This is a genomic window from Streptococcus oralis, assembly GCF_018448765.2.
GTDB classification, from domain to species: Bacteria; Bacillota; Bacilli; order Lactobacillales; family Streptococcaceae; genus Streptococcus; species Streptococcus oralis_BM.
In genome coordinates, this window is record NZ_JAHCMC020000001.1 from 1,096,022 (window position 1) to 1,122,126 (window position 26,105).

Here is a 26,105-nt window from a genome sequence, read left to right on the forward strand (position 1 = left end):
TTTGAGGTTAATAACGTTGTCTATATGGCTTATTAAAGGCGCTTAGGATATCATCAGATGTTTCAGAATAAGCTTTAACTTCTTTAAAATCACCTTTAACAATAATCCGCTCTGTCGCATTATAGTCCACACAAGTTACCAGCGTAATCTCCTTAACTCCTTCACGATCTTCGATTTCATCTACTCGGTCCGGAGTAACGTGTTTAACTTCCGTAATCTCATAAGTATAAACCTTATCCTTATCGGTCAGGTAAATTTTCATACCCGCTTTAGCGTTAACTAAAGGTGAGAAGAGCATTTGACTGGCATTTTCAGCAGTAAAGATATGGTGACTCGCTAGAGAATAGTTGCCCTCTCCCATTTTTTGGTCTGGTTTCATGGTCCCTGCTCCGTAGAACAAGTTTACATTATCCAACCCTTTGAAAATAGGAAGGTTAATCTCCACTTCGGGAATAGCAATTCCTCCAATAACAGGAAGCTTCTGAGCGTCCCACTGAGCGGCTAGAACTGCTTCAGATGAGATAGATTTAACCGAATCAAAATCAAAATTTCCTTCTGTTTTGAGATTTTCATCTATATTTTCTTTAGTAACCTGATTGACTTGGTATTTATTGGTATTCCATACCATAAAGAGATCTCGAATCTTTGAATTAAAAATCAAAGCTAAGGATAAAAGAATTAAGAAAACCGCTAAAATATTGAGAAATAGATTCCTACGCTTATTCTTCTTACTTTTCGTTTTTTTATGAGACATTATGCTTTACCTTCTGTTTCGTTTTCAGTCCCAACTTCTTCTTTTTCTACCGCATCAACCGTTGTAAAGGTCACAATCTTGGCATCTTGGTCTAGACGCATCACCTTAACTCCCATAGTTGAGCGTCCTGTTTGTGAAATATTGGCAACATTTGTTCGAATCATAACACCTGTATCCGTGATAATCATCAGGTCTTCATCTCCTTTAACAGTGAGGAGACCTGCAAGAGGGCCATTTTTCTCAGCAACATTGGCTGTCTTCATTCCTTTACCACCACGACCTTTTGTTGGATATTCAGTTGCAAGAGTACGTTTACCATACCCTTTTTCAGTGATGATAAGGACCTCGTCCTGGTCAGTGATGACACTAGCACCAACTACAGTGTCTCCATCACGAAGGTTAACACCTCGGACACCTGTCGCGATACGGCTCATACCACGAACGGCTGATTGATTAAAGCGAACGGCATAACCAAATTTGGTACCAATGATGATATCTGTATCTTCTTCTGTCAGCAAGACATTAATCAGTTCATCTTCATCCTTGAGATTCAAGGCCTTAAGTCCATTTTGACGAATGTTAGCAAATTCTTTGACACTGGTTCTCTTCACGACACCGTGACGAGTTGTAAAGAAGAGATAAGCGTCATCACTACGTTCAGATTTAACATTAATGATGGTTTGTATGCTCTCCCCTTCATCCAGCTTCAAAAGATTGACAACCGGCAATCCCTTAGCCGTGCGACCGTATTCAGGAATTTCATAACCTTTTAGTCGGTATACGCGACCTTTATTGGTAAAGAAGAGCAAGTGATCATGGGTGCTGGTTGAAACCAACTCACGCACAAAGTCATCATCCTTAACTCCTGTACCTTGGACTCCACGACCACCACGTTTTTGAGCAGTAAATTCACCTTGGTCCAAACGTTTGATATAGCCCTTGTTAGAAAGAGTGATTAAGACATCTGACTCCTCAATCAAGTCTTCATCTTCAAGGGTTAAGACTTCTCCAACCATCAACTCGGTACGACGTTTGTCACCAAATTTACGTTTTACTTCATCTAATTCATCTTTTATGATTTGCACTACGCGTTCTGGTTTAGCAAGAATATCGGTTAGGTCTGCAATCAAGGCAATCAAGTCATCATATTCAGACTGAATCTTATCGCGTTCCAATCCTGTCAAACGACGAAGACGCATATCAAGGATGGCCTGACTTTGACGTTCAGAAAGCTTAAACTTGCTCATCAACTCAGCTTGTGCTTCCGCATCCGTTTCACTAGCACGGATGATACGGATCACTTCGTCGATATGGTCTAGCGCGATTAAAAGGCCTTCTAAGATGTGCGCACGCGCTTCTGCCTTTTCCTTGTCAAAACGAGTACGACGAACAACCACTTCTTTTTGGTGTTCAATATAAGCATCCAAAATTTGGCGAAGAGATAAGATTTTTGGTACGCCATTTTGAATAGCAAGCATATTGAAACCAAAGTTGGTTTGCATCTGGGTCATCTTGAAAAGATTGTTAAGGATAACGTTGGCAGACGCGTCGCGTTTAACCTCGATTACAAAGCGAACGCCTTCACGGTTGGACTCATCACGTACGGCTGTAATGCCCTCAATTCGTTTTTCCTGAACCAAGCGAACAATATGCTCATGCACCTTGGTTTTGTTAACCATATAAGGGAATTCCGTTACAACGATGCGCTCACGACCCGTCTTAGTGGTTTCAATCTCTGTACGAGAACGAAGAACAATCGAACCTTTCCCAGTCTCATAAGCTTTGTGGATCCCTGATTTCCCCATAACAAGAGCACCAGTTGGAAAATCTGGGCCAGGCAAGACTTCCATCAAGTCCTTAGTCGTCACTTCAGGATTGTCCATAACCAACTTCACTGCATCAATGGTTTCACCCAAGTTGTGAGGTGGAATATTGGTTGCCATCCCAACGGCGATACCCGTTGCTCCATTGACCAAAAGGTTTGGAAAACGAGCTGGCAAAACCAAGGGTTCACGTTCGTTAGCATCGTAGTTATCTACGAAATCAACGGTGTTTTTATTGATATCACGAAGCATTTCCAGAGCAATCTTGCTCATACGTGCCTCAGTGTACCTCTGCGCGGCAGCACCGTCCCCGTCCATAGAACCAAAGTTTCCATGCCCATCAACAAGCATGTAACGGTAGCTCCACCATTGAGCCATACGAACCATGGCTTCGTAAATTGAGGAATCACCGTGTGGGTGGTATTTACCCATAACATCCCCTGTAATACGGGCTGATTTTTTATGAGGTTTGTCTGGTGTAACACCTAGTTCATTCATTCCGTAAAGAATACGACGGTGAACAGGTTTTAAGCCATCTCGAACATCAGGAAGGGCCCGCGCGACGATAACGCTCATGGCGTAGTCGATAAAGCTGGTCTTCATCTCCTTTGTCAGATTGACATTCACTAAATTTCTATCCTGCATTCATAAATGCCTCATTTCACTATTAGTAATTAGATATATTATACCATAATTTGTCCTTCATTTCAGTCTTTGAAAACCACTAAAACGTTTACATCGATAACCGAATAGAATATTCGTGACAAAGTTTTTTAAAAGTGATAGAATGAAAGTGTCTGGGGATTCCCCTAAAAAAAAATGAAGGAGATGTTTAGATAATGACTTCAACTAAACAACACAAAAAAGTGATCCTTGTTGGTGACGGTGCCGTAGGTTCATCTTACGCTTTTGCACTTGTTAACCAAGGAATTGCACAAGAGCTTGGAATTATCGAAATTCCACAATTACACGAAAAAGCTGTTGGTGATGCGCTTGACCTTAGCCACGCCCTTGCCTTCACTTCACCTAAAAAAATCTACGCTGCTCAATACTCTGACTGTGCAGACGCTGATCTTGTTGTTATCACTGCAGGTGCTCCTCAAAAACCAGGTGAAACTCGTCTTGACCTTGTAGGTAAAAACTTGGCTATCAACAAATCAATCGTAACACAAGTTGTTGAATCAGGTTTCGATGGTATCTTCCTTGTTGCAGCTAACCCAGTTGACGTTTTGACTTACTCAACTTGGAAATTCTCTGGATTCCCTAAAGAACGTGTTATCGGTTCAGGTACTTCACTTGACTCAGCACGTTTCCGTCAAGCACTTGCTGAAAAATTGGATGTTGATGCTCGTTCCGTTCACGCCTACATCATGGGTGAACACGGAGATTCTGAATTTGCTGTTTGGTCACACGCTAACATCGCTGGTGTAAACCTAGAAGAATTCCTTAAAGATACTCAAAACGTTCAAGAAGCTGAATTGATTGAATTGTTCGAAGGTGTTCGTGACGCTGCTTACACAATCATTAACAAAAAAGGAGCTACATACTACGGTATCGCAGTAGCACTTGCTCGTATCACAAAAGCAATCCTTGATGACGAAAATGCAGTGCTTCCACTTTCAGTCTTCCAAGAAGGTCAATACGGTGTTAAGAATGTCTTTATCGGTCAACCAGCTGTTGTTGGTGCACACGGTATCGTTCGTCCAGTAAACATCCCATTGAACGACGCAGAAACTCAAAAAATGCAAGCATCTGCTAAAGAATTGCAAGCTATCATTGATGAAGCATGGAAAAACCCTGAATTCCAAGCTGCTTCTAAAAACTAATGAAAAGAAGGTTCTCATACATGGGAACCTTTTTCTTTTTGCCCCAAAAGTACCCCAAAGCAACAAAAAAAAAGCCTATCGACCAAGCAATGAAGCTTGATACAATAGGCTTTTTCTAAATTCATTATTTAACAGCGTCTTTAAGAGCTTTACCAGCTTTGAATGCTGGAACTTTAGAAGCTGCGATTTTGATTTCTTTACCAGTTTGTGGGTTGCGACCTTTACGTGCAGCACGCTCACGAACTTCAAAGTTACCGAAACCGATCAATTGAACTTTTTCACCAGCTGCAAGGTATTCAGTTACTGCTGCAAATACAGCGTCAACTGCTGCTGCTGAATCTTTCTTAGTCAATTCTGTAGCTTCTGCTACTTTAGCGATCAAATCTTGTTTGTTTGCCATGTTAACAAATCCTCCAAATAATTTCTGATTAACAAATATAATCATATCCTAAAATTGCCCATAGGTCAAGTCAAAAACGCCATTTCAAACATTTTTCTCTATTTTTTTAGGAATTATAGCGGATTAGAATTGCCCAAGCATTCTCTCCAGTATGAGTTTGAATAATAGAGCCAGTTTCCAGTACAGAGATTGGTTTCTCAACATAGGCTTGCAATGAACTCTTCATCTCATTTGCCCATTCATTCGTTCCAGCATAGGAAATTCCAATTTCTGCAACAGATTTATGAGTAAGGGCCACCGTTAACTCTTCAAGCCATTTTTTGAAAGTTTTCGCACCACGTCCTTTGACGATTGGTTGGAGTTCGTGGTTTTTCATCTGCATCACTACACGAATATTTAATAGTGAGCTTAATAGTCCCGTTACACGTCCAATACGCCCACCTTTCACTAGGTTTTCTAGAGTCGAAACACCGATATAAAGCTCTGTGTGATTCTTCACTTCTTCTATATGTGCTAGAATAGTTTCTAAATCTTTACCCTCTTTAGCAAGTTTTGCAGCTTCAACAACTTGAAACTTCATAGCCTGATCTGTGAAGGAACTATCAATAACAGTCACATCAGAACTTGAGAGACTTGCGCCTTGGCGAGCAGCTTCAACCGTTCCAGACAAGGCATGAGACATATGAATAGCAACAACCTGACTGCCATCTTTTCCCAGCTCTTCAAAGACTTCAGCAAACACTCCTACTGGAGGTTGGCTCGTTTTAGGGAGATTCTTGCTTTGTTGCATGAGATGAAGGAATTCCCCCTCTTTTAGATCAGCATCTGAGTAGAGTACGCCATCAATCATAACTGATAAGGGGACAATAGTGATATTTAATTCTTTAACTACTTCTGGTTCGATAGTAACAGAAGAGTCCGTTACAATTTTTACTTGTGTCATAAGTTCAATCTTTCTATTCTTCTCAATAGGATTGGGATTTTTCACTCTTATTATATCAAAAAAATGATAAAAAATCATAAGTAATCCAATTAAAACAACTGAATTTTTGGTATAATCTATCTATAGAAAAGCGAGGAACAGCTATGATTCGAAAAGTCCAACCGATTATTACAATTATATTTGGAGCAGCTATCTATGCCTTTGGTCTCACCTACTTTGTTGTTCCTTATCATCTATTTGAAGGAGGGGCGACAGGTATCACCTTGATTACCTACTATCTTTTTAAAATCCCTGTCTCATTGATGAATCTCTTAATCAACATTCCTTTATTTATTTTGGCTTGGAAGATATTTGGTCCCAAGACCCTCTACTCCAGCCTTCTGGGTTCTATTTCTCTCTCTATTTGGCTCGCAATCTTTGAGCGTATCCCCTTGCAATTTGACTTACAAGGGGACCTCATCATCGTTGCTTTAGTCTCAGGGGTTTTACTGGGAGTTGGTTTAGGAATTATCTTTAATGCTGGTGGGACCACTGGTGGCTCTGATATCGTTGCCCGCATCCTTAACAAATACACCAATCTTTCGATTGGGAAATTGCTTTTTGGAATTGACTTTTTCATTTTAATGTTAATTCTGCTTATTTTCCAAGATCTCCGTCTTGTGACCTATACTCTCTTGTTTGACTTCATCATCGCTCGCGTTATTGACCTGATCGGTGAAGGAGGTTACGCTGGCAAAGGATTTATCATCATTACTCAATATCCTGACCAACTGGCTGATAAGATTAATGAGGAGCTTGGCCGTGGTGTGACCTTTATATCTGGTCAAGGTTATTACAGTAAGAAAGATTTAAAAATTATTTACTGTATCGTCGGTCGGAACGAGATCGTCAAAATGAAGGACATGATTCACCAAGTCGATCCTCAGGCCTTTATCACCATCACAGAAGCCCATGAAATTCTGGGTGAAGGCTTTACTTATGTGAAAGATTAAAAAGCTGGGATTTCCCAGCTTTTATTTTTCTTCTATGAGGGTTGAATGATGATAACCATAAGTAAAGTAGATGACTAGACCAACTACAAGAGCAATGCCAAAGGCAATCCAGGTATCTAGACTATATTGAAGCATAAAGGAAACACAGATAAGGATGGAAAAGATTGGCAAAAGTGGCACCAAAGGAGTTTTAAACTCTCCTTTTTGGGGCATACCCTTATCTTTTCTGAGTTTTATTATTCCGTAGGCTAGTAAAATGAGATAAGCTAGCGTACAGATATTTAGGAAGGCTGCAATACTGGCTAGAGGAAACACTCCGGCAGCAAGGGCTGAAACAACTCCTGTTAAGAGGGTCGCATTTTTAGGAACGCGACTGGTCTTGCTTAGTTGTTTGAAACTTTGAGGTAAAAGTCCATCACGTGCTAAGCTATATATCATTCGAGACAAAGCATAAGTCATGGAAATACATACCGTTATCAGGGTTAGAATGGCTACAAGCGAAACATAATTTGCTGCCCAGTCGATACCAATACTCCGTAATGAAAATGCTACTGCATCGTCCACATTGAGCTTACTGTAGTGAACAATCCCTGTCAATACTAAGGTTACCAAGGCATAGAGAATGGTGACGATTGTCAGAGAAAGTACAATTCCACGAGGAATATTTTTTTGCGGGCTTTGGATTTCATCAACTGCCATGGAAATAGACTCAAATCCGAGAAACCCAAAAAACATCAAAGATGCACCTGCCATAATCCCAGTGCTTCCTCCATAAATCTGGCCAAAGCCAAAAGGAGCAAAATTCGACCAATTTTCAGGTTTGATGTACCAAATACCAACTAGGATAAATAAGGCTAGAGCAGAGAATTTCAAGATTACTAGAAGCGAATTAAAGCGTAAGGCTGCCTTGGAATTTAATAAAACCAATCCTGTTACCAAGGTCAGCACCAAAATAGGTAGAAGGTCGATATAGGTCCCTTGTTCAGGGTTGAAGGTGCCATTTAAGGCTTGGGGCATGGAGATACCATAATCACTGAGTAAGCCCTTAAAGTAAGCTGCCCAGCCAGATGCCACACCGGATACAGCTGTCATGAATTCCATGATGGTCAACCAGCCAGCAATCCAGGCTGGCAATTCTCCTAAAATCGCATAGAGATAACTATAAGCACCTCCAGTTGCAGGTACACGAGAGGCAAATTCTGCAAAAAAGAGAGCTGATAAAGAAACACATAAGGCAGAAATCACAATGGAAATCACTAGTGAGGGACCAGCTAGAGTAGCCGCCGCTGTTCCTGTAATGGTGAAAATCCCCGTCCCTACCATGGCACCGATTCCCAATAGAATCAAATCCCACAATTTCAAATGGCGACGCATCTCTGTCTGTCTCAGACTAACATCCTTGGTTCTAAAAATATTCATACTCCATCTCCACTAAATGTAATTGTTTTATTTTACCATATAAAAGCATTTTTGTGAATATTTATTAGGTTCTTTTTGAAAAAAATCTGAACAGGAAGAGTTCCTGTTCAGATTTTGCATACTCTTTCTTATCCGACTGAACCTTCCATTTCATAGCTAATCAAGCGGTTAAGCTCAACCGCGTATTCCATTGGAAGTTCTTTTGTGAAGGGTTCTACAAATCCCATGACAATCATCTCGGTTGCCTCAGATTCTGACAATCCACGGCTCATGAGGTAATAGAGTTGTTCCTCTGAAATCTTAGATACCTTGGCTTCGTGCTCCAATGCAACTTGCGAGTTGTGGATTTCATTAAATGGAATGGTATCTGACGCTGATAAGTCATCCATGATAATGGTATCACACTCGATGTGAGAAACAGATTTCTTCGAGTTCTTGTTGAAGGTTACTTGTCCACGGTAGTCCACCTTTCCTCCACCTTTAGCGATGGATTTAGACACGATAGACGAGCTTGTGTGTGGAGCATTGTGGATCATCTTGGCACCCGTATCTTGGTGTTGCCCAGCATTAGCAAAGGCAATTGAAAGCATGGTACCACGCGCCCCTTCTCCATCTAGGTAAACAGATGGGTATTTCATGGTTGTTTTGGCACCCAAGTTACCATCAATCCACTCAACAGTCGCATCTTTCAAAGCTTTGGCACGTTTCGTTACCAAGTTATAGACGTTGTCAGACCAGTTTTGGATAGTCGTATAGCGCATATAAGCTCCGTCCAAGGCAAAGATTTCTACAATAGCAGCATGCAAGCTGTTGCTTGAATATGTTGGCGCAGTACATCCTTCTACGTAGTGGACACTTGCTCCCTCATCAACAATAATCAACGTACGTTCAAATTGACCAGTATTTTCGTTGTTGATACGGAAGTATGTTTGAAGTGGAATATCTACCTTGACTCCTTTTGGTACGTAGATAAAAGTTCCACCCGACCATACTGCCGAGTTGAGGGCTGCCAACTTGTTATCAGTCGGTGGTACCAACTTGGCAAAGTATTGTTTAAACAAATCTGGGTATTCCTTGAGGGCAGAATCCGTATCTGTAAAGATAATGCCTAACTTCTCGAACTCTTCCTTCATGTTGTGGTATACCACTTCTGACTCGTACTGTGCAGAGGCTCCTGCTAGATAGGCACGCTCAGCTTCTGGAATTCCGATACGTTCAAAGGTTTCTTTGATTTTTTCAGGAACCTCATCCCAAGAACGGACAGGTTTATCAGATGGTTTTTGGTAGTAGATCAAATCATCAAAGTCAATCTCTGACAAGTCTGCTCCCCAAGTTTGCATGGGCATTTTCTTGAAGGTTTCATAAGACTTCAAACGGAACTCCAACATCCACTCAGGCTCACCCTTGGCAGCAGATAATTCACGAATAACACCTTCGTTGAGTCCTTTTCCTGTCGATAGGACAGGCTCTACATCATCATGGAAACCAAATTTATATTCACCAAGGTCAATTGGTTTTGGTTCTACTCTTTCTTCAGCCATAATATCCTTTCTTTCTTCATTTCTAATGATTTATAAGACAAAAGAAACTTGTCTTATCTGTTATCTTGATTTTCAATTGTCTTCTTAAGAGCGTTCCAAGCTAGGGTTGCACACTTGATTCGTTGAGGGAATTTGGCAACACCTGATAAGAAAGCCGCGTCTCCAAGTTGGTCTTGACGCTCATCTTTTTGCCCTTGAACCATTTCAGAAAAAATAGTCGCAAGTTCTAAAATTTCTTGTTTGGTTTTTCCTAAAACGGCATCTGTCATCATACTAGCAGAGGCAGTTGAGATGGTACAACCCGAGTTTAGAAAAGCGATATCCTCCAAACGGTCCTCTGCGTCAAACTTGACAGAGAGGTTGATGACATCCCCACAGGTTGGATTATTGAGACTGATTTGCTCAGCGTCTTCTAACTTTCCTTGGTGATGGGGATTTTTCGAATGGTCCGCTACCACTGCCATATAAAGGCTATCTAGTTTAGAAAGTGCCATTGAAAAACTCCTTTGTCTTTTGTAAGGCATCGACCAACTTGTCGCAATCTGCCTTGGTGTTGTAGATATAAAAACTTGCACGAGCTGTTGCTGGGACTTCTAAATACTGGAGCAAGGGTTGGGCACAGTGGTGACCCGCACGAACGGCTACTCCTTCATAATCCAAAGCAGTCGCAAGATCGTGAGGATGGAGTTCGCCTAGATTAAAGGCAATAACACCCGATCGTTGCGCCAAGTCTTGTGAACCATAAATAGTCAGTCCTTCAATTGCCTGCAGTTTTGGATAGACATATGCAATTAGTTCTTGTTCATGAGCTTCAATAGCATCCATACCAATCTTTTCTAGGTAATCCACTGCAGCAGCAAGTCCGATAGCACCTGCCATATTTGGAGTTCCAGCCTCGAATTTCCAAGGCAATTCCTTCCAACTAGCAGATTGCTCATAAACGAAATCAATCATTTCGCCACCAAATTCTACTGGTGACATTTGATTGAGATATTTTTCTTTACCGTAAAGAACACCAATACCAGTTGGACCAGCCATCTTATGACCTGAAAAGGCAAAGAAGTCCACATCCAAGTCCTGTACATCAATCTTCATATGAGGCGTAGACTGAGCACCATCCACCACCATGATGGCTCCAACTTGGTGAGCCATTTGCGTGATTTCTTTAATAGGATTGACCACACCCAGAACATTGGAGGCGTGAGCTAGTGAAACAAATTTGACCTTGTCAGTTAATTTCACCTGCAAGTCAGCCATATCCAGAGATCCGTCCTTGAGATAAACATAGACGAGCTCCGCTCCAGTCTTGCGGCAGGCCTCCTGCCAAGGAATGATATTGGAATGGTGTTCCATGACGGAAATCAAGACCTGATCTCCCTCAGTCAACACTTCTTCAGCATAACGTGCTACCCAGTTAAGACTGGTTGTCGTTCCTCTGGTGAAGAGAACTTCCTTTGTAGAGCTTGCATTGATAAACTTACGAATAGTTTCACGAGCAGCTTCATAAGAAGCTGTTGCCCGTTCCGCTAAGGTATGAACACCACGGTGAACATTGGCATTATCATGCTCATAGTAGCGGTTGATTGTTTCCAGTACTGCTAGTGGTTTTTGTGTCGTCGCAGCATTGTCCAGATAGACCAACGGTTCATCATTAACAATCTGGTCTAAAATTGGAAAATCCTTGCGAATCGCTTCTACATCTAACATAGGCTTCCCCTTAGCGTTTTGACAATTTTTCTTCGATAGTTGCAATCATTTCATCGCGAACTTCTTTGACTGGAATCTCAACGATAACGGATCCAAGGAAACCGCGGACAACTAAACGTTCTGCAGTTGCCTTGTCCAAGCCACGACTCATGAGATAGTACATGTCTTCTGGATCTACTTGCCCGATAGAAGCCGCGTGACCAGCAGTTACGTCATTTTCATCAATCAAAAGAATTGGATTAGCATCTGAACGCGCTTGGTCTGAAAGCATGAGAACACGACTTTCTTGTTGGGCATCTGCTCCCTTGGCACCCTTGATAATGTGGCCGATACCGTTGAAAGTTAAAGTTGCTTTTTCAAGGATAACCCCATGTTGGAGGATATTTCCGATTGAGTTACATCCGTAGTTAGTCACTCGAGTATCAATCCCTTGAATCTGACGGCCACTTGATAAGGCGACAACCTTAAGATCAGCATGGCTACCATTCCCAATCAAGTCGCTATCAAAGTCCGCAACGACATTTCCCTCGTTCATGACACCGATTGCCCAGTCAATGCTTGCATCGTTGCCAAGTTTACCACGACGGCTAATGTAGGCAGTGACATTTTCACCTAAACGGTCAATAGCAGCAAATTTCACTTGCGCACCAGAACGAGCAATCACTTCTACAGTAATATTGGCAGTTGCTTTTGCACTACCTCCACCTCGTGACTCTAGACGTTCTAGGTAACTAATCTTAGAGTTTTTACCAGCAATGATAAGGATATGCTTGTTAAATGGCACATCGCTATCGCTGTCTTGGTAGAAAATCCCTTCGATTGGCTCTTTAATCTCAACATTATCAGGAATATAGAGAACAGCACCACTGTTAAAGTAAGCTGTATGGTAAGCTGCCAACTTGTCATCGTCATATTTTACAGACGACATGAAGAATTCCTCGATAAGCTCTGGAATTTCTTCTAAAGCTGAGTGGAAGTCTGTAAAGACTACCCCTTGTTCAGCCAATTCAACTGGAATTTGTTCAAAAACAGTTTGGGTTCCTACTTGAACCAATTTCAAGTGATTGTCTAGAGCTGTGAAATCCGGAACATTTGCTGATGGTTCACTTTCTGTAATGGTTCCATCCCCCAGATTCCAACGGTGAAATTTGACACGCTCAATGACTGGTAATTCCAAACTCTCAATCTTATCAAAAGCTTTTTGACGGAGGTCAGCCAACCAGCTTGGTTCAGCGTGCATTTCTGAAAAAAGTTTAATAGTTTCTTTAGTCATTTACTTCTCCTAAAAGATACGAGGGAATTACAATTCTTCCTTGTAGTCGTAGCCAAGTTCTTCAGCTAGTTTTGCGTATCCTTCACGTTCCAAACGGGCAGCCAATTCTGGACCACCAGAAAGGACCACACGACCTTCCATCATCACGTGTACCACGTCTGGTGTGATGTAGTTCAAGAGACGTTGGTAGTGAGTGATGATCATAGCACCAAAGCCTTCGCCGCGCATAGCATTGACACCTTTCGATACGACTTTAAGGGCGTCAATATCAAGACCTGAGTCAATCTCATCTAAAAGGGCAAAAGTTGGTTCCAACATCAAGAGTTGAAGAATTTCATTACGTTTTTTCTCACCACCAGAGAAACCTTCGTTGAGGTAACGCTCTGCCATTTCTTCTTTCATGTTGAGCAATTCCATTTTCTCGTCTAGTTTAGTGATGAACTCACGAACTGAAATCTTTTCATCATCTTCTTTACCAGCATTCATAGCTGCACGAAGAAATTCAGCATTGGTAATTCCAGGAATTTCAGATGGGTATTGCATAGCCAGGAAAAGTCCCATACGCGCACGCTCGTCCACTTCCAACTCAAGGATGTTTACACCATCAAACAATACCTCCCCTTTGGTAACCTCATAGTTTGGATTTCCCATGATAGCTGCAGAAAGAGTCGATTTACCAGTACCATTTGGTCCCATGATAGCTGCGATTTCTCCTGTTTTCAGAGTCAGATTGACCCCTTTCAAAATTTCTTTTCCTTCAATCTCAACGTGAAGATCTTTGATCTCTAATACTGACATGATATTTCCTTTCTTTTTCTGGCCTACTTCCTTTATCCTTAAAGAAATCACTTACATTTCTCTACAAAATACAAGAAAAGGTCCATAAATATACTCTACTAGTATAACAAAAAAAAGCCTAAAAGGCTTTGATTTTGTCTAGAAGCTTGGAGCTAGTCCTTGCGATTTAGGTGCTGATCAATGGTGTCTACAATTTTTCCCATCACGTAACTTAACCTAAAATTTCGAAAGAGTAGAATGGCCCAAAAGGCTGCCATGAAATAACGACCCGTCATCCAAGCTTCATTGAAAAAATAAGTCTCAGCAGCCGTAAATAACGCTATCATAATAAATTGTTGTCTATTCATAAACTTATTGTATCATGAAATCTTTCTTTAGTCTTCCTCTACCTTCACTTTATCAGCCAAAAATTCAAATCCTTCTGGAATCAAACTCTCTTCTTCCACCTCTTGATTGGTTTGAGAAGACTTGTTTTTAGCTGAAAATGCTGCTCGAACCTCTTTCCATTCCTCCATGGAAATGGCTAAAATCTCAGGTGAAAAACCTGCTGCCTGACTGAGGATGTTGCCAAACATGGTGTTAAGATTATCCCGTTTCATGGTTTGCCCAGCATTGAAATTAGACTCAAAAGCTAAAATAGCATGGTGTTCGTTTGCCGCAACTGGCTGAGAACCAACAAGCAGAGCCTTATCAGGACCAGCTAAGCTTTCGATTACTTCTCCCCATGCATTCTGGAGGCGAATCAAGTTTTGCCGTGCCAAATCAGGATTTTCAACAGCTTCTTGTAGGATAGCCTGAACTTTATTACGGTCTACTCGATAGACTGTCTTGGAAGTGGTTGGACGGCTAGGGACTGGCACCACTTGTTTAGGAGCTGTTCCAACATTAGCAAGTTCTTGCTTGAGACGAACTACTTCCTGTCTCAGTGCAGAGATTTCACTTTCGACAGCTCCTGAAAGCACTGGTTCAGGCTTAATCTCCGCTAAACGAATGGTCATCATCTCAGCATAAATCTTAGGTTGTAGGCTTGCTTTCATATCCGCCAAGCTCACAGTCGCTATTCGAATCATTTCAAAGAGACTTTCCTGAGAAAGAGCTAGATTGTCCATAAAAGCTGGACTGTGATGAGTATTTTCGCCACCTGTCTGAACAACCAGTAAATCACGTAAATACTGCAAGAGATCCGTCACAAAACGAGTCATGCTCTTGCCATTTTCAAACAAAAGATTCAAAGAATCAAGAGCTTTTGAAACATCCTGCTGAGACAAGGCAGCTACATAGTCATCAAGTGCTGATAGACTAATGGTGCCTGTAATCTCCTCAGAGATAGCTGTAGTTAAAGCATTCCCTTGAGTCAAACTCAAGGCTTGGTCCAGAATAGACAAGGCATCCCGCATCCCACCTTCAGCTCGTCTAGCAATGATTTCCACAGCCTCTGGTTCAGAACTGATATTTTCTTTTTCTAAAATATGATGAATATGTGCCGTAATATCTTGCGTTCGAATCGACTTAAACTCAAAACGTTGGACACGCGATAAAATAGTTGCTGGAATCTTGTGCAATTCGGTGGTCGCCAAGATAAAGACAACATTTTGAGTTGGTTCTTCTAGCGTCTTCAAAAGCGCATTAAAAGCTCCTGTAGATAGCATATGAACCTCGTCTATGATATAGACCTTATAACGTGCCAAACTAGGTGCATAGGTAGATTTATCACGAATTTCTCGGATTTCATCAACTCCGTTATTCGAAGCTGCATCCATTTCGATAACATCTTCTAAGCTACCTTCTGTCACAGCCTGACAGATATAGCAGTTATTACACGGTTCTCCGTCCACTTGGTTCGGACAGTTCATAGCCTTGGCAAAAATCTTAGCCACACTGGTCTTCCCAGTCCCACGAGGGCCTGAGAAAAGATAGGCATGACTAATCTTTTCCTGCTCAACCGCTTGTTTTAGGGTTTTAGCCACAACTTCTTGTCCGACCAATTGTGAAAAAGTTTGGCTTCTATATTTTCGATAAAGTGCTTGATACATTAGGCTTTCTCCTCAAACATCGTAAAGTCCCATTCTGTCTTCTCAAGCAAAATAGCGACAAATTGTTCCAAGTAATCGCGGTCAATGGTATTATAATCATCAATAAGTGAAGAATCCAAGTCTAAGACACCCAGCAATTGACCATTCTTGAGCATGGGAACCACAATCTCACTCTTGGCCATACTATCACAAGAAATGTAGTTTGGATAGGTGCTCACATCGCCAACTAAGACAGTCTCTTGAAACTCAGCAGCTTCTCCACACACGCCTTTCCCAAGCGGAATGCGAATACAAGAAACACCACCCTGAAAAGGCCCTAAAACCAACTCGCTACCATCAAACAGATAAAATCCTGCAAATACAGTATTGGGAAAGCGAGATTTTAGGAGGGCACTAGCATTCGAAAGATTGGCAAGAACATTGCTCTCACCTTCAAGCAAATAAGAGAGTTCCTCATTTAACAATTGATATTGTGATTGTTTTTCTGAATCTAACATAGAACTATTATATCAAAAATGAGAAAGAGACAAAAGAAAAATCCCTTGTTTTAAACAAAGGATTTTGTGATTATCAATTTGATTAAAGTTCGATATCACCGAACAAGTCAGCCATTGAGAATCCTGTTTGTGTTTCTGGAAGTTCGAAATCACGTTTTTCTTGACGTTTTGGACGACGTGGACGAGCAGCACGTTTTTCTTCTTTTTGTCCTTCTTCTTGAGCTGGACGTTCTTCAAGAGCTTTGATAGAAAGTGATACACGTTCTGCGTCAGCGTTAACATCAAGGACTTTAACAGTAACTTCTTGACCAACAGTAAGAGCTTCTTTTGGATTTTCGATACGTTTGTGTGAAATTTGTGATACGTGAACAAGTCCATCGATACCTGGCAATACCTCAACAAATGCACCGAAGTCAGTCAAACGTTTAACTGTTCCTTCTACTACATCACCTTTAGCCAATTTTTGCTCAACGCCATCCCATGGTCCAGGTGTTGTTGCTTTAAGTGAAAGTGATACGCGTCCTTCTTCTTCATTAAGATCAAGGACTTTAACTTCGATTTCTTCACCAACAGTTACAACTGATTTAGGTGATACGTTACGTTCGTGTGACAATTCAGTCAAGTGAACCAATCCGTCAACACCACCAAGGTCGATGAAAGCACCAAAACTAGTGATACGAGCAACTTTACCAGTTACGACATCACCAACAGCTAATTTACTGAATACTTCAGCACGAGCTGCTGCAGTAGCTGCTTCAACAACTTCACGACGTGAAAGGATGAAGCGATTTTCTTTAGGGTCAACTTCTTTGATTTTAGCATCAAATTCTTGACCTACGAAACGCTCAGTGTTACGTACGAAACGAGTATCCAACATTGAAGCTGGGATAAATCCACGAACACCTTCAAATTCTACTGAAAGTCCACCTTTAACGGCACGAGTTCCTTTAACAGTAACAACTTCTTCTTCGCGTCCTACAAGTTTGTCCCATGCTTTGCGAGCTTCAAGGCGTTTTTTAGATACAAGGTATGTAACTGTATCAGTATCTTTACCAACTACTTGACGAAGTACAAGAACATCCAATACTTCTCCTACTTTCACAAAGTCATTGATATCTGCATCGCGATCGTTTGTCAATTCGCGAAGAGTCAAGACACCTTCAACACCAGTCCCAGAGATTGCAACGTTAGCTTGAGTCGCATCAACTGTCAATACTTCAGCACTAACAACATCACCAGGCTCAACTTGGCTAACGCTATTTAGCAAATCTTCAAATTCGTTCATCTAAAAAATCCTCCAACAATCAAGTCTTTCCAAACTTGACATACTTATAATTTTTTTCCTAAGCACCCGCAAAGACATGTTCATATCGTTCACGTCTTTCAATTATAAAAATAAAATACCCTAAGATATTTTTCTTTTTATCTTGAATTTATTACCTAAGAACTGGGGTAGCTGGATTCGAACCAACGCATGAGGGAGTCAAAGTCCCTTGCCTTACCGCTTGGCTATACCCCATTGATGAATGGAGAGAGAGGGATTCGAACCCCCGAACCCGAAGGAGCGGATTTACAGTCCGCCGCGTTTAGCCTCTTCGCTATCTCTCCAATGTTTAACGAGAACTATTATATCATGAAATTTTCAATAAAACAAGTATTATTTTGTCAAATTATAGTTTTCAATCAAAATTTCCACAGCTTTTTCAAGTTTTTTATAAAAACTATCGACATTTCCATTCTTTATGATGGCAAATTGGCTATCTAATTCGGCAATTTCTCCAATGACCTTTTTCCCAATCGTCAAAACGTATCCTTCATAGCTGTCTTTTCCAACAGTCACTTTTGCATCTGCTAATTGAATTTCAATTTTCTTATCTTTTTTACTCATACTCTACCTCTTTTCACTTTTTCTATTGTACAAGAAAATGCTAAAACTAGCAAGAAAAAACTCCATTTCAGCTATTACAACTGCTATGGAGTTTCTCTTTGCTTCGTGTCTTTTAATCCACTTTGACAATCCATCCCTCTGGTGCTTCTACATCACCAAATTGGATACCCGTCAATTCATCGTAGAGTTTACGTGTAACAGGACCTACTTCTGTTTCACTATAGAAAACATGGAAATCATCGCCATGTTGGATCCCCCCAATTGGAGAAATGACCGCTGCTGTACCACAAGCACCTGCCTCTACAAAACGATCCAAATTATCGATTGGGACATCACCTTCAATCGGTGTTAAGCCCAAGCGGTGTTCTGCCAAGTAAAGCAAAGAGTACTTGGTAATAGATGGCAAGATGGATGGACTCAATGGCGTAACAAATTCATTGTCTGCCGTGATTCCAAAGAAGTTAGCTGAACCGACTTCCTCAATCTTTGTATGTGTAGATGGGTCTAGGTAGATAACATCTGAGAAATGGCGTGATTTGGCCAACTTCCCTGGCAAAAGACTCGCAGCATAGTTTCCTCCAACCTTAGCCGCACCCGTACCATGTGGAGCTGCACGGTCGTATTCATCCTGAATCAAGAAATTGGTTGGAACCAATCCACCCTTAAAGTAATTTCCAACTGGCATAGCAAAGATAGTGAAAATGTACTCTTCTGCTGGTTTTACCCCGATGATATCTCCGACACCAATCAAAAGAGGACGAAGATAAAGGGTTCCACCTGTTCCATATGGTGGGACGTATTCTTCATTTGCGCGGGCAACTGCTTTACAAGCTTCTACAAACATTTCTGTTGGAACTTGAGGCATCAAGAGACGGTCGCAGGTACGTTGCAGACGCTTGGCATTTTCATCAGGACGGAAAAGTTGAATACTACCATCCTTCGTACGATAGGCTTTCAATCCCTCAAATGCTTGCTGTCCATAGTGAAGACTTGGAGAAGACTCTGAAATATGCAAGGTCGCATCCTCTGTCAATTCTCCTTGATCCCATTGACCATTTTTGTAGTGAGCGATATAGCGATAAGGTAATTTCATATAAGAAAATCCAAGATTTTCCCAATCAATTGCAACTGTCATGTGTTTCTCCTTTATACTATTCAAACTATGTGTTCTATTCTACACTTTTCTAGTAAAATTTCAAGTATTATTTGTAATTTTCTGAAAATTTTTTCAACATAAAGAAATCAGCCCTCTGGACTGATTCTTTTTACGAATTTGTTTTGTCCTCTTTAAAGACTTCTTTGATGTAAGCATCAAAAACTTCCTCATCTGAAATGGTATCTGAGATAAAGCTCCCATTGCTAGTGCGTTCTGACAGGTTCAAGTCTTGCAAGCAACTCTCATAGATTGTTCCCTTGTTAGATTGGACAAGCAGCGTTTGGTCGTTTTCTTCCATTTCTGTACTAAAGAGATCACCAACGAATCCTCGCTCTGCAACTGCTCCTGCTAAAAAGACACGGTGCGGTTTGTTTTTCAACTCACGCAAGACTTGTAGGCCTCGTTTAGCACGGCTGGTCGCTGGAATTTCCTCAATGGAAACGCGTTTCAAACTTCCACGTTGGGTCAAGAGGTAGAAGGATGAGGTATTACAGATGAAGGCAGCCTGAAGTGCATCATCTGCTTTCAGGTTCATAGCCTTGACCCCTACCGCCTTGGCACCAACAACTGGAACCTCTTCGATATTGAAACGAAGGGAATAACCGTTTTGGCTAATCAAGAGTACATCATCCAGTTTAATTGGAGCCACCGCTATAATCTGGTCTGTCTCGTCTTTGAGCTTAGCATACTTGACAGACTTAGACTTGTAGGTCCGCCATGGAGAGAATTCTTTGCGTTCTACACGCTTGATTTGACCAAGGCGAGTCACTGCAAAATAAGTTGTCGCATCATCAAACTGATCCACTACTTCTGCATAAAGGATTTCTTCGTTAGTTTCAAAGTTTGTAATGGTCTGGCTCAGATGCTCTCCGATATCTTTCCAGCGAATATCTGCTAATTCATGGATTGGTCTGTAGATGACATTTCCAAGAGTTGTGAACATCAAGAGGTGTTGCGTTGTCTTGGCAGATTGAACAAAGATTAAACGATCATCATCACGTTTGCCAATTTCTTCCAGAGTGGATGCTGCAAAGGAACGTGGGCTAGTGCGTTTGATATAACCTGCCTTGGTCACGCTGACATAGGTATCTTCCTCTGCGATGAGGCTGGCTGTATCAATCTCGATTACTTTTGCTGTATCTTCCAAAGTACTCAAACGTGGTGTCGCAAATTTCTTCTTGACCTCACGGAGTTCTTTCTTCATAAGATTGTACATAGTTCGTTCATCACCGATGATAGCCGCAAGCATGGCAATTTTTTCACGCAATTCTGCTTCTTCTTCCTGCAAGACAACCACGTCGGTATTCGTCAAACGGTAAAGTTGCAAGGTCACGATGGCCTCAGCCTGCTCTTCTGTAAACTCATAGCTAACCTTGAGGTTTTCCTTGGCATCAGCCTTATTCTCAGAAGCACGAATTAAAGCAATGACTTCGTCCAAAATCGAAATCACGCGAATCAAACCTTCAACGATATGGAGACGTTTCTCAGCCTTTTCCTTATCAAAACGGGAACGTGCCAAAATCACTTCACGACGGTGGGCGATGTAGCTAGACAAAATTGGGACAATTCCGACCTGACGAGGCGTGAAATTGTCAATCGCCACCATGTTAAAGTTGTAGTTGATTTGTAGGTCGGTGTATTTGAAGAGATAGTTGAGGACAAGCTCAGTGTTAGCGTCTTTCTTGAGCTCAATAGCGATACGAAGACCGTCACGGTCAGACTCATCACGAATCTCAGCAATACCTGCCACCTTGTTATTGACACGAACATCATCGATTTTCTTGACCAGATTGGCCTTATTGATTTCATAAGGAATCTCAGTGATAACGATTTGCTCCCTGCCACCTTTTAACTTTTCAATCTCAGTTTTAGAACGAACGACCACGCGCCCTTTTCCAGTTTCATAGGCCTTCTTGATTTCGTCACGCCCTTGGATGATAGCTCCTGTAGGGAAGTCTGGTCCAGGCAAGAATTCCATCAGCTTTTCAACCTTGGCTGTTGGGTGGTCAATCATGTAAACCGCGGCATCGATAACCTCAGCCAAATTATGCGGAGGAATATCGGTGGCATAACCAGCCGAAATCCCAGTAGATCCATTGACCAAGAGGTTTGGAAAGGCTGCTGGCAAAACCGTCGGCTCTTTCTCCGTATCGTCAAAGTTCCAGGCAAAAGGAACTGTCTTTTTCTCGATATCTTGAAGAAGATAACCAGCGATCTCAGACAAACGCGCCTCGGTATAACGCATCGCCGCAGGCGGATCTCCGTCCATAGAACCGTTGTTACCGTGCATTTCAACCAAAATCTCACGATTTTTCCAGTCCTGAGACATACGGACCATGGCATCATAGATGGAACTGTCACCGTGTGGGTGGAAATTCCCCATGATATTCCCAACTGACTTGGCCGACTTGCGGTAGCTCTTGTCAAAGGTATTGCCATCCTTATTCATAGAATAAAGAATACGTCGCTGAACCGGCTTCAAGCCATCTCGAATATCTGGCAAAGCCCGGTCTTGAATGATGTACTTGGAGTAGCGACCAAAGCGCTCTCCCATGATATCCTCAAGGGACATGTTTTGAATATTGGACATAATAATTCTCTTTTTATTTTTCTTTTTAATAATAATTAGAAGCTAAGTCTCTCTTTAGCATACTCAATCATCTTCTCAGCCACCTCCTTATCGTAGGCAAAGCCCATCTTTTGAGCAAGGATTTGAGCTTCCCTGTGAAAAAGTTGCATCGTATCAAACAATGACTGAGTAAGTTTTTCTACACTTGAAAAATCAAGCAGAGCAGAGAATTCCTTCTCTTTCTCTGTAGGTAAATACTGGAATAGATACTTGTAGTTCTTACCAATATCGACTGTTCCCCTATCACTTGCGACCTGCCAAGCCAAGATCTTCAGGAGTTCTTGTTGGCAAATACCGTAAAGATGGTCAGTTGCATAGAGAAGTTGCTTGCGACAGATTCCCTTGACCACATAGGCGGAAACCCACCAAAATTCATTGCAGGCTTTTTCAAAATCAATCTCACTAGCTGGACTTGTCCAGTAACGCTCTGGACTTGTAGTATAGGACTCAAACAAGCCTTTCTCATCTTTCAAAACTGTATAATCGGCTTCACTATCCACCCACTCTTGAATGTGGTCTTTGGGGCAGAGGGTCAAATCTATTCGATTGCCACCTTCAAAGAGCATAAGATAAAGTCGACGGTGTCCCAGTACATTATACTGTTCAATCAGACGGTTGCCAAACTGTTCTAACCAAGAAAGGTCAGCCACCAGAGCGTCCAAATCCTCCACGATGTAGACCACATCGTAGTCTTGGAACTCGTCCTTAGGGGCGTTTGGGTTTGTCCGCGAACCAGACATAGCGACAGCGTTGACTTTTAGAGTTTTTGCGGTTTGTAAAATTAAATCTAGCATTTGGGGTTCAGTTCTCATGGAAACACCTACCTTTTTAGTGGAAACTCTCGATTCTGTAGAGGACATATCTATAAAGGGGACTGTCTGCTGGAACTTTTTCGTTATCAAATTCTTTGACAAATTCCATGACTAGTTTTTTCATGACTTTGATAGCCATCTTTGTTTTTATTTCTTCTTTTTAAAAAACTCATTAATAATAAGTAAAACTACTAACAGAACAGCTAATACATTTGTTTGGGGGCTGATTTTGAAAAAACTAACAGAAACATTTATATTGCAAAACTTAAAAGAATCTACAAAAATTTGAAGAATGTCACTTATCAAATTAACCCCTACAATGACACCCATACTCCATATGCCACATCTGATCCAGTCTGAATTTTCAAGTATAATATTGTACTTTTCTTCCTTTTTCTGATTAGCTTCACCGGGTTTTATATAATTATCTAAATACTTCTTAGCATCAAATTCATTTATCTTCTTCTCACTATTTTTAGTGATCTTAATATCTATATCATGTTTCATCTGATCCTCTTCCCATCATCTTTTTATTGATTTTTTCAATCAGATTATATTCTTCATCGTCATTCTCTAAGGTTCTACTTATTGCCTTTGCTTTATTATATGTTTCACGAATAAATTCTGGTTGTCTTGAAGCATTGTAATAAAGCTTCAAAAATTTCAACGATGATAGCATAGAAGCATTGTATTCCCAATGGTTCTTCAACAGACATCTGATAAAAATCCTGATGATTTCCTGTTCTTGATACAAGAGACTTGTTTCATGATGTTCAAAATACTTTAACGAAATATAATCACAATAGTAAATCATGATATTAGATATCCAATCAAAAGTGTTTTCGTGAACTTCCTTAGTTGGTTCATAGCGTAGAGCTGTCCTTAACACCTGAACTTCTTTAAGCGTAATTTCCTTAGCAGAAGCTGCATCAAAAAGTTTTGAGCGCCAGCCTGAAATGCCATCTAAAGAACTTCTATAATTGATATATAAGGTAAAGATTGACACAATTGCACCTAACAGAGCCGCAAATAATCCAATCACTAATTCATTCATCTTTATATCCTATATTCACTTTCTAAGATTTATTTTGACTCGCATAAATTAAACCGAACAACCTACTTGGCTTCTTCTGGTTGTGTTGGGGTAATTATTTTGATTGGCTTGCGTTTTTTATAGCGACTACGGATAGCGTTGAGATGGTCACGGAGATCAGCATACTGCTTTTTATCTGGATAAGCATAGGCGTTGATTGCAGTAAAGTCCACAAGGAAGTCATAGATTTCTTGTAGTTTCGCACGGACTTCTTTGTTTTGACTAGGTGCCTTGCCTTTTTGCTCAGCCAAGCGCTCCTTATAGGCTTTTTCAAACTGAGCCTGCGCCTTTGTCAAGGTTTCTACATGAGTTGTCAAATGCAGGGTTGAAAGGGCAGTTTGGTAGTCAGTAGCTTTTAGCTCCTTGAGCAAATGGTTAATAGCTTCCGTCTCTTTTTCGTAGCTCATACTCGTTAGCCCAGCATAATTTTTGAAAAGTTTGCTGAGTTTGTCGTAAGCCTCCTTGCTACTTGTCTCTTTCACTCGAGAGAAGGCCTTGACCAAACCGGTCAAGGTAGAAAGCGCATCATCACGCTCACGATCAGACGTTTCCAGACTAGCCACCGTTTGACTGGCCTTGGAACGGTGCAAACCAGCTTGCAAGGTCTCAAGAAGTTTCTCCATATCCCCAAGCTTCGTTGCGTAAACCTGCTCAGACTTATTGGCTTTTGTAAAAGCCCCCAACTCGTCCTTGCTCTCAGATAGAAGTTGGAAGAATTCGTTGTTTTCTAAATTGCGTACAGTTAAACTCGTGATTCCATATTCTTTTTTCATAAAACTCCTCTTTCTTCATGTGTTTTTTAATCTTTTGCTCCAAAACCGCTCGGAACACATGTAAACGTTCGGTTTTTGCTCTAAAAACTCAAATTACACATGTGGGATTTGGTTTTTTGCTACTATATAAGAAATTTTTCATGTGGGATTTCTTGTTTTAAAACTGGGAAAGGTGATTATTCGTGTGGAATATTGTTTCAAAATAGTAAAAATCAAAAATACTTCTGTAGATGTATTCCTGTTTCATAAAAATGGAGGATTGCCGTTTTCTCTGCAAGTGATGCTTCATTTGCTATTGTTTTATACGCTGGAGGAAAATCCTGAAGAAGTGAATCTGACTCAAACTTTGTTAAGTCTCCAATATCTTTTAAAATGGGATTGACATTTTTTTCTTGTTCATTTCTATCATAATCACTGTCATAATCTAAGAAATAATTCGATTCGTTTTTGAAATCATTATACATTTTCTCATCAAAAAGACTAATGAATCGATGATAAATAAAATTAAGTTCAAACCAAGCTTTTCTGTAGGGATTACCAAAAATGGTTTGTGCAATCCTTACTGACATAGACTCGTCAAATCCTTGGGATATTAGTTCCTGTTTTAAATAACCAAATATGAACCAATCTTTAATTTTAGTTCTTTCAAGAGGGTTATCAAACTCCAAGTCCCAGTTAGGATTATAATCAGGATTTACTATAGTTGGAATTACAAACCTTCCATGTGCCGCTGCATTTCTTATAATTCTTAAATCTGAAAGTACTGTTTTATGTAAAACAATATCTCTGACAAAAGGAGTTAATAAACGTCCCCCTGTAGAAATACTTTCTTTTGAAAAATCATCAAACTTAACAAGCAAAGATTCTAAAGTACTCAAATCCATTTGGTCCATTAAATCTTCTAATGGAATTATATCGGAATTAATATAATCAAATTTATCTGAGTAACTTAGATACTTAAATCTGTTTTGAGCTCTCTTATATTGTCCTTTCTTAACATCGTCTGTAGAATTTTTCCAATACCTAACAACTCTAGTAGCAATTTCATCTCCACCTTCTCTCTGAGTAGCTAATCTACTTAATAAACTTTTGTATGAATTTTCAATCCCTAATATCCATCTTAATATCTTTTCTCTAAATACTTTGTCAATATCGTCAATTTTAACAATGTGTTTTACATCAATTTTTTTAAAATTGCCCAAAGTTTTTTCAATAAAAAGACCATTAACAATATAATCTAACATATAGGGTTGAAATCCTATTTTTTTCAAATATTCATATAAAATAGCTTCATCATCTACCAAAACAAAATCATAAAAATTTTTTAACTCAGAAGCAGTAAACTGATCAACCACCAAATCAAGCTCTCTGATTTCGTTTTCCATTTGATTTTTGGTTGGTAGTTGAATATTAAACAAATCAAATTTTTCTTTTACTTGTTCCAAATAGGACTTTGATTCCACACGCTTTTCCTGAATTAAATTTCGAGAATCAAACTTTAAGTCACTAGCCTCTCTGATTATCTTATCTCTAAGACTCACTCCCTTTTTTATATTAAACTCTACCCCTTTACTATATTCAATGTACTCAATACCATCTATTTCTTTTATCATCTCAGGAGTAAACTGAAATGGAAGCTCCTCACCTTCTTGACCAAAACTATCCGTAGAAATATATCCGTAATTTCTAAATAGCTTGATAATTCTTCCTACACCTTTTTTCTTCTTGTTTTTATTTTTTCCCATTCT

At 40.4% G+C, this 26,105-nt stretch carries 25 protein-coding genes and 2 tRNA genes; 2 read left to right on the plus strand and 25 right to left on the minus strand.

From position 1 onward, the window contains the following. Window positions 1-7: 7 nt before the first annotated feature. Together KIH88_RS05380 and gyrA are read right to left on the minus strand one after the other, a co-directional pair. Complete coding sequence (locus tag KIH88_RS05380; RefSeq protein ID WP_033606342.1) at window positions 8-754, minus strand: class A sortase; 747 nt, start codon at window positions 752-754, stop codon at window positions 8-10. Next, window positions 754-3,222: a DNA gyrase subunit A gene (gene gyrA / locus KIH88_RS05385; protein WP_033606343.1), complete on the minus strand. Its 2,469-nt coding sequence runs from the start codon at window positions 3,220-3,222 to the stop codon at window positions 754-756. Before gyrA ends, KIH88_RS05380 begins: the two co-directional genes overlap by 1 nt. 194 nt (window positions 3,223-3,416) lie before the next feature. Here gyrA and KIH88_RS05390 point away from each other — a divergent pair, with 194 nt between their 5' ends. Continuing rightward, a complete protein-coding gene (locus KIH88_RS05390; RefSeq protein ID WP_000204722.1) occupies window positions 3,417-4,403 on the plus strand; it encodes an L-lactate dehydrogenase in 987 nt (328 codons plus the stop codon). Window positions 4,404-4,527: 124 nt separating this feature from the next. Here KIH88_RS05390 and KIH88_RS05395 read toward each other — a convergent pair whose 3' ends face one another. Next, the gene (locus KIH88_RS05395; protein ID WP_001284636.1) at window positions 4,528-4,803 is read right to left on the minus strand and encodes an HU family DNA-binding protein; all 276 of its coding nucleotides are present in this window, start codon (window positions 4,801-4,803) and stop codon (window positions 4,528-4,530) included. Window positions 4,804-4,909: 106 nt separating this feature from the next. Continuing rightward, a complete protein-coding gene (locus KIH88_RS05400) occupies window positions 4,910-5,746 on the minus strand; it encodes a DegV family protein (RefSeq protein ID WP_000195448.1) in 837 nt (278 codons plus the stop codon). A gap of 143 nt (window positions 5,747-5,889) precedes the next feature. Between KIH88_RS05400 and KIH88_RS05405 the strand changes: the two genes are divergently transcribed. Further along, window positions 5,890-6,738 (plus strand): YitT family protein, encoded by an 849-nt coding sequence (locus KIH88_RS05405; protein WP_000619960.1) that lies wholly within the window; start codon window positions 5,890-5,892, stop codon window positions 6,736-6,738. A 21-nt stretch (window positions 6,739-6,759) separates the two neighbouring features. Here the strand turns inward: KIH88_RS05405 and KIH88_RS05410 are convergent, their stop codons facing one another. From KIH88_RS05410 to KIH88_RS05510, 21 genes are all read right to left on the minus strand, one after another. Next, window positions 6,760-8,157, minus strand: a complete 1,398-nt coding sequence (locus tag KIH88_RS05410; RefSeq protein WP_213988007.1) for an APC family permease — start codon at window positions 8,155-8,157, stop codon at window positions 6,760-6,762. A gap of 128 nt (window positions 8,158-8,285) precedes the next feature. Next, entirely contained in the window at window positions 8,286-9,698 is a 1,413-nt protein-coding gene (gene sufB, locus KIH88_RS05415) for a Fe-S cluster assembly protein SufB (protein WP_000797072.1), read from the minus strand. A gap of 53 nt (window positions 9,699-9,751) precedes the next feature. Further along, window positions 9,752-10,192 (minus strand): Fe-S cluster assembly sulfur transfer protein SufU, encoded by a 441-nt coding sequence (sufU, locus tag KIH88_RS05420; protein ID WP_033606351.1) that lies wholly within the window; start codon window positions 10,190-10,192, stop codon window positions 9,752-9,754. Beyond that, on the minus strand, window positions 10,179-11,405 hold the full coding sequence (locus KIH88_RS05425) for a cysteine desulfurase (protein ID WP_033606353.1): 1,227 nt from the start codon (window positions 11,403-11,405) through the stop codon (window positions 10,179-10,181). Before KIH88_RS05425 ends, sufU begins: the two co-directional genes overlap by 14 nt. Window positions 11,406-11,415: 10 nt before the next feature. Beyond that, window positions 11,416-12,678: a Fe-S cluster assembly protein SufD gene (gene sufD, locus KIH88_RS05430; RefSeq protein ID WP_213988008.1), complete on the minus strand. Its 1,263-nt coding sequence runs from the start codon at window positions 12,676-12,678 to the stop codon at window positions 11,416-11,418. Window positions 12,679-12,705: 27 nt separating this feature from the next. Next, window positions 12,706-13,476, minus strand: coding sequence for a Fe-S cluster assembly ATPase SufC (gene sufC, locus KIH88_RS05435; RefSeq protein ID WP_000114489.1), 771 nt, complete (start codon window positions 13,474-13,476; stop codon window positions 12,706-12,708). 152 nt (window positions 13,477-13,628) lie between these two features. Next, entirely contained in the window at window positions 13,629-13,823 is a 195-nt protein-coding gene (locus KIH88_RS05440; protein WP_001081611.1) for a DUF3272 family protein, read from the minus strand. A 27-nt stretch (window positions 13,824-13,850) separates the two neighbouring features. Beyond that, window positions 13,851-15,509, minus strand: a complete 1,659-nt coding sequence (gene dnaX, locus KIH88_RS05445) for a DNA polymerase III subunit gamma/tau (RefSeq protein ID WP_213988009.1) — start codon at window positions 15,507-15,509, stop codon at window positions 13,851-13,853. After that, window positions 15,509-16,006: a GAF domain-containing protein gene (locus KIH88_RS05450; RefSeq protein WP_213988010.1), complete on the minus strand. Its 498-nt coding sequence runs from the start codon at window positions 16,004-16,006 to the stop codon at window positions 15,509-15,511. Before KIH88_RS05450 ends, dnaX begins: the two co-directional genes overlap by 1 nt. Window positions 16,007-16,088: 82 nt before the next feature. Beyond that, on the minus strand, window positions 16,089-17,291 hold the full coding sequence (gene rpsA / locus KIH88_RS05455) for a 30S ribosomal protein S1 (RefSeq protein ID WP_001001620.1): 1,203 nt from the start codon (window positions 17,289-17,291) through the stop codon (window positions 16,089-16,091). A gap of 162 nt (window positions 17,292-17,453) precedes the next feature. Then, window positions 17,454-17,525 (minus strand) — tRNA-Gln (locus tag KIH88_RS05460). Between the two features lie 8 nt (window positions 17,526-17,533). Further along, window positions 17,534-17,614 (minus strand) — tRNA-Tyr (locus KIH88_RS05465). Between the two features lie 49 nt (window positions 17,615-17,663). Then, complete coding sequence (locus tag KIH88_RS05470; protein ID WP_195216484.1) at window positions 17,664-17,894, minus strand: DUF2969 domain-containing protein; 231 nt, start codon at window positions 17,892-17,894, stop codon at window positions 17,664-17,666. A gap of 112 nt (window positions 17,895-18,006) precedes the next feature. Further along, on the minus strand, window positions 18,007-19,044 hold the full coding sequence (locus KIH88_RS05475; RefSeq protein ID WP_318779489.1) for a branched-chain amino acid aminotransferase: 1,038 nt from the start codon (window positions 19,042-19,044) through the stop codon (window positions 18,007-18,009). A gap of 115 nt (window positions 19,045-19,159) precedes the next feature. Then, a complete protein-coding gene (gene parC, locus KIH88_RS05480; protein ID WP_213988011.1) occupies window positions 19,160-21,640 on the minus strand; it encodes a DNA topoisomerase IV subunit A in 2,481 nt (826 codons plus the stop codon). 35 nt (window positions 21,641-21,675) lie between these two features. Continuing rightward, the gene (locus tag KIH88_RS05485) at window positions 21,676-22,491 is read right to left on the minus strand and encodes an aminoglycoside 6-adenylyltransferase (protein ID WP_213988012.1); all 816 of its coding nucleotides are present in this window, start codon (window positions 22,489-22,491) and stop codon (window positions 21,676-21,678) included. A gap of 16 nt (window positions 22,492-22,507) precedes the next feature. Then, a complete protein-coding gene (locus KIH88_RS05490) occupies window positions 22,508-22,630 on the minus strand; it encodes a hypothetical protein (RefSeq protein ID WP_263973614.1) in 123 nt (40 codons plus the stop codon). 8 nt (window positions 22,631-22,638) lie between these two features. Further along, window positions 22,639-22,998, minus strand: a complete 360-nt coding sequence (locus KIH88_RS05495) for a hypothetical protein (RefSeq protein WP_213988013.1) — start codon at window positions 22,996-22,998, stop codon at window positions 22,639-22,641. Further along, window positions 22,988-23,545 (minus strand): hypothetical protein, encoded by a 558-nt coding sequence (locus KIH88_RS05500; protein ID WP_213988014.1) that lies wholly within the window; start codon window positions 23,543-23,545, stop codon window positions 22,988-22,990. Before KIH88_RS05500 ends, KIH88_RS05495 begins: the two co-directional genes overlap by 11 nt. A 62-nt stretch (window positions 23,546-23,607) precedes the next feature. Beyond that, the gene (locus KIH88_RS05505; RefSeq protein ID WP_213988015.1) at window positions 23,608-24,357 is read right to left on the minus strand and encodes a DUF6261 family protein; all 750 of its coding nucleotides are present in this window, start codon (window positions 24,355-24,357) and stop codon (window positions 23,608-23,610) included. A gap of 212 nt (window positions 24,358-24,569) precedes the next feature. Beyond that, on the minus strand, window positions 24,570-26,102 hold the full coding sequence (locus KIH88_RS05510) for an Abi family protein (RefSeq protein ID WP_213988016.1): 1,533 nt from the start codon (window positions 26,100-26,102) through the stop codon (window positions 24,570-24,572). Between the last annotated feature and the right edge of the window lie 3 nt (window positions 26,103-26,105).

Coding starts and splice junctions, on each gene's coding strand:
- KIH88_RS05400 (WP_000195448.1), bottom strand. CDS start 5,746: ATGACACAAGTAAAAATTGTAACGGACTCTTCTGTTACTATCGAACCA.
- KIH88_RS05500 (WP_213988014.1), bottom strand. CDS start 23,545: ATGAATGAATTAGTGATTGGATTATTTGCGGCTCTGTTAGGTGCAATT.
- KIH88_RS05490 (WP_263973614.1), bottom strand. CDS start 22,630: ATGGCTATCAAAGTCATGAAAAAACTAGTCATGGAATTTGTCAAAGAA.
- KIH88_RS05425 (WP_033606353.1), bottom strand. CDS start 11,405: ATGTTAGATGTAGAAGCGATTCGCAAGGATTTTCCAATTTTAGACCAG.
- dnaX (WP_213988009.1), bottom strand. CDS start 15,509: ATGTATCAAGCACTTTATCGAAAATATAGAAGCCAAACTTTTTCACAA.
- KIH88_RS05390 (WP_000204722.1), top strand. CDS start 3,417: ATGACTTCAACTAAACAACACAAAAAAGTGATCCTTGTTGGTGACGGT.
- KIH88_RS05395 (WP_001284636.1), bottom strand. CDS start 4,803: ATGGCAAACAAACAAGATTTGATCGCTAAAGTAGCAGAAGCTACAGAA.
- KIH88_RS05495 (WP_213988013.1), bottom strand. CDS start 22,998: ATGAAACATGATATAGATATTAAGATCACTAAAAATAGTGAGAAGAAG.
- sufU (WP_033606351.1), bottom strand. CDS start 10,192: ATGGCACTTTCTAAACTAGATAGCCTTTATATGGCAGTGGTAGCGGAC.
- KIH88_RS05485 (WP_213988012.1), bottom strand. CDS start 22,491: ATGAGAACTGAACCCCAAATGCTAGATTTAATTTTACAAACCGCAAAA.
- KIH88_RS05505 (WP_213988015.1), bottom strand. CDS start 24,357: ATGAAAAAAGAATATGGAATCACGAGTTTAACTGTACGCAATTTAGAA.
- rpsA (WP_001001620.1), bottom strand. CDS start 17,291: ATGAACGAATTTGAAGATTTGCTAAATAGCGTTAGCCAAGTTGAGCCT.
- KIH88_RS05470 (WP_195216484.1), bottom strand. CDS start 17,894: ATGAGTAAAAAAGATAAGAAAATTGAAATTCAATTAGCAGATGCAAAA.
- KIH88_RS05440 (WP_001081611.1), bottom strand. CDS start 13,823: ATGAATAGACAACAATTTATTATGATAGCGTTATTTACGGCTGCTGAG.
- KIH88_RS05380 (WP_033606342.1), bottom strand. CDS start 754: ATGTCTCATAAAAAAACGAAAAGTAAGAAGAATAAGCGTAGGAATCTA.
- KIH88_RS05450 (WP_213988010.1), bottom strand. CDS start 16,006: ATGTTAGATTCAGAAAAACAATCACAATATCAATTGTTAAATGAGGAA.
- sufC (WP_000114489.1), bottom strand. CDS start 13,476: ATGTCAGTATTAGAGATCAAAGATCTTCACGTTGAGATTGAAGGAAAA.
- gyrA (WP_033606343.1), bottom strand. CDS start 3,222: ATGCAGGATAGAAATTTAGTGAATGTCAATCTGACAAAGGAGATGAAG.
- KIH88_RS05510 (WP_213988016.1), bottom strand. CDS start 26,102: ATGGGAAAAAATAAAAACAAGAAGAAAAAAGGTGTAGGAAGAATTATC.
- KIH88_RS05405 (WP_000619960.1), top strand. CDS start 5,890: ATGATTCGAAAAGTCCAACCGATTATTACAATTATATTTGGAGCAGCT.
- parC (WP_213988011.1), bottom strand. CDS start 21,640: ATGTCCAATATTCAAAACATGTCCCTTGAGGATATCATGGGAGAGCGC.
- sufD (WP_213988008.1), bottom strand. CDS start 12,678: ATGACTAAAGAAACTATTAAACTTTTTTCAGAAATGCACGCTGAACCA.
- sufB (WP_000797072.1), bottom strand. CDS start 9,698: ATGGCTGAAGAAAGAGTAGAACCAAAACCAATTGACCTTGGTGAATAT.
- KIH88_RS05410 (WP_213988007.1), bottom strand. CDS start 8,157: ATGAATATTTTTAGAACCAAGGATGTTAGTCTGAGACAGACAGAGATG.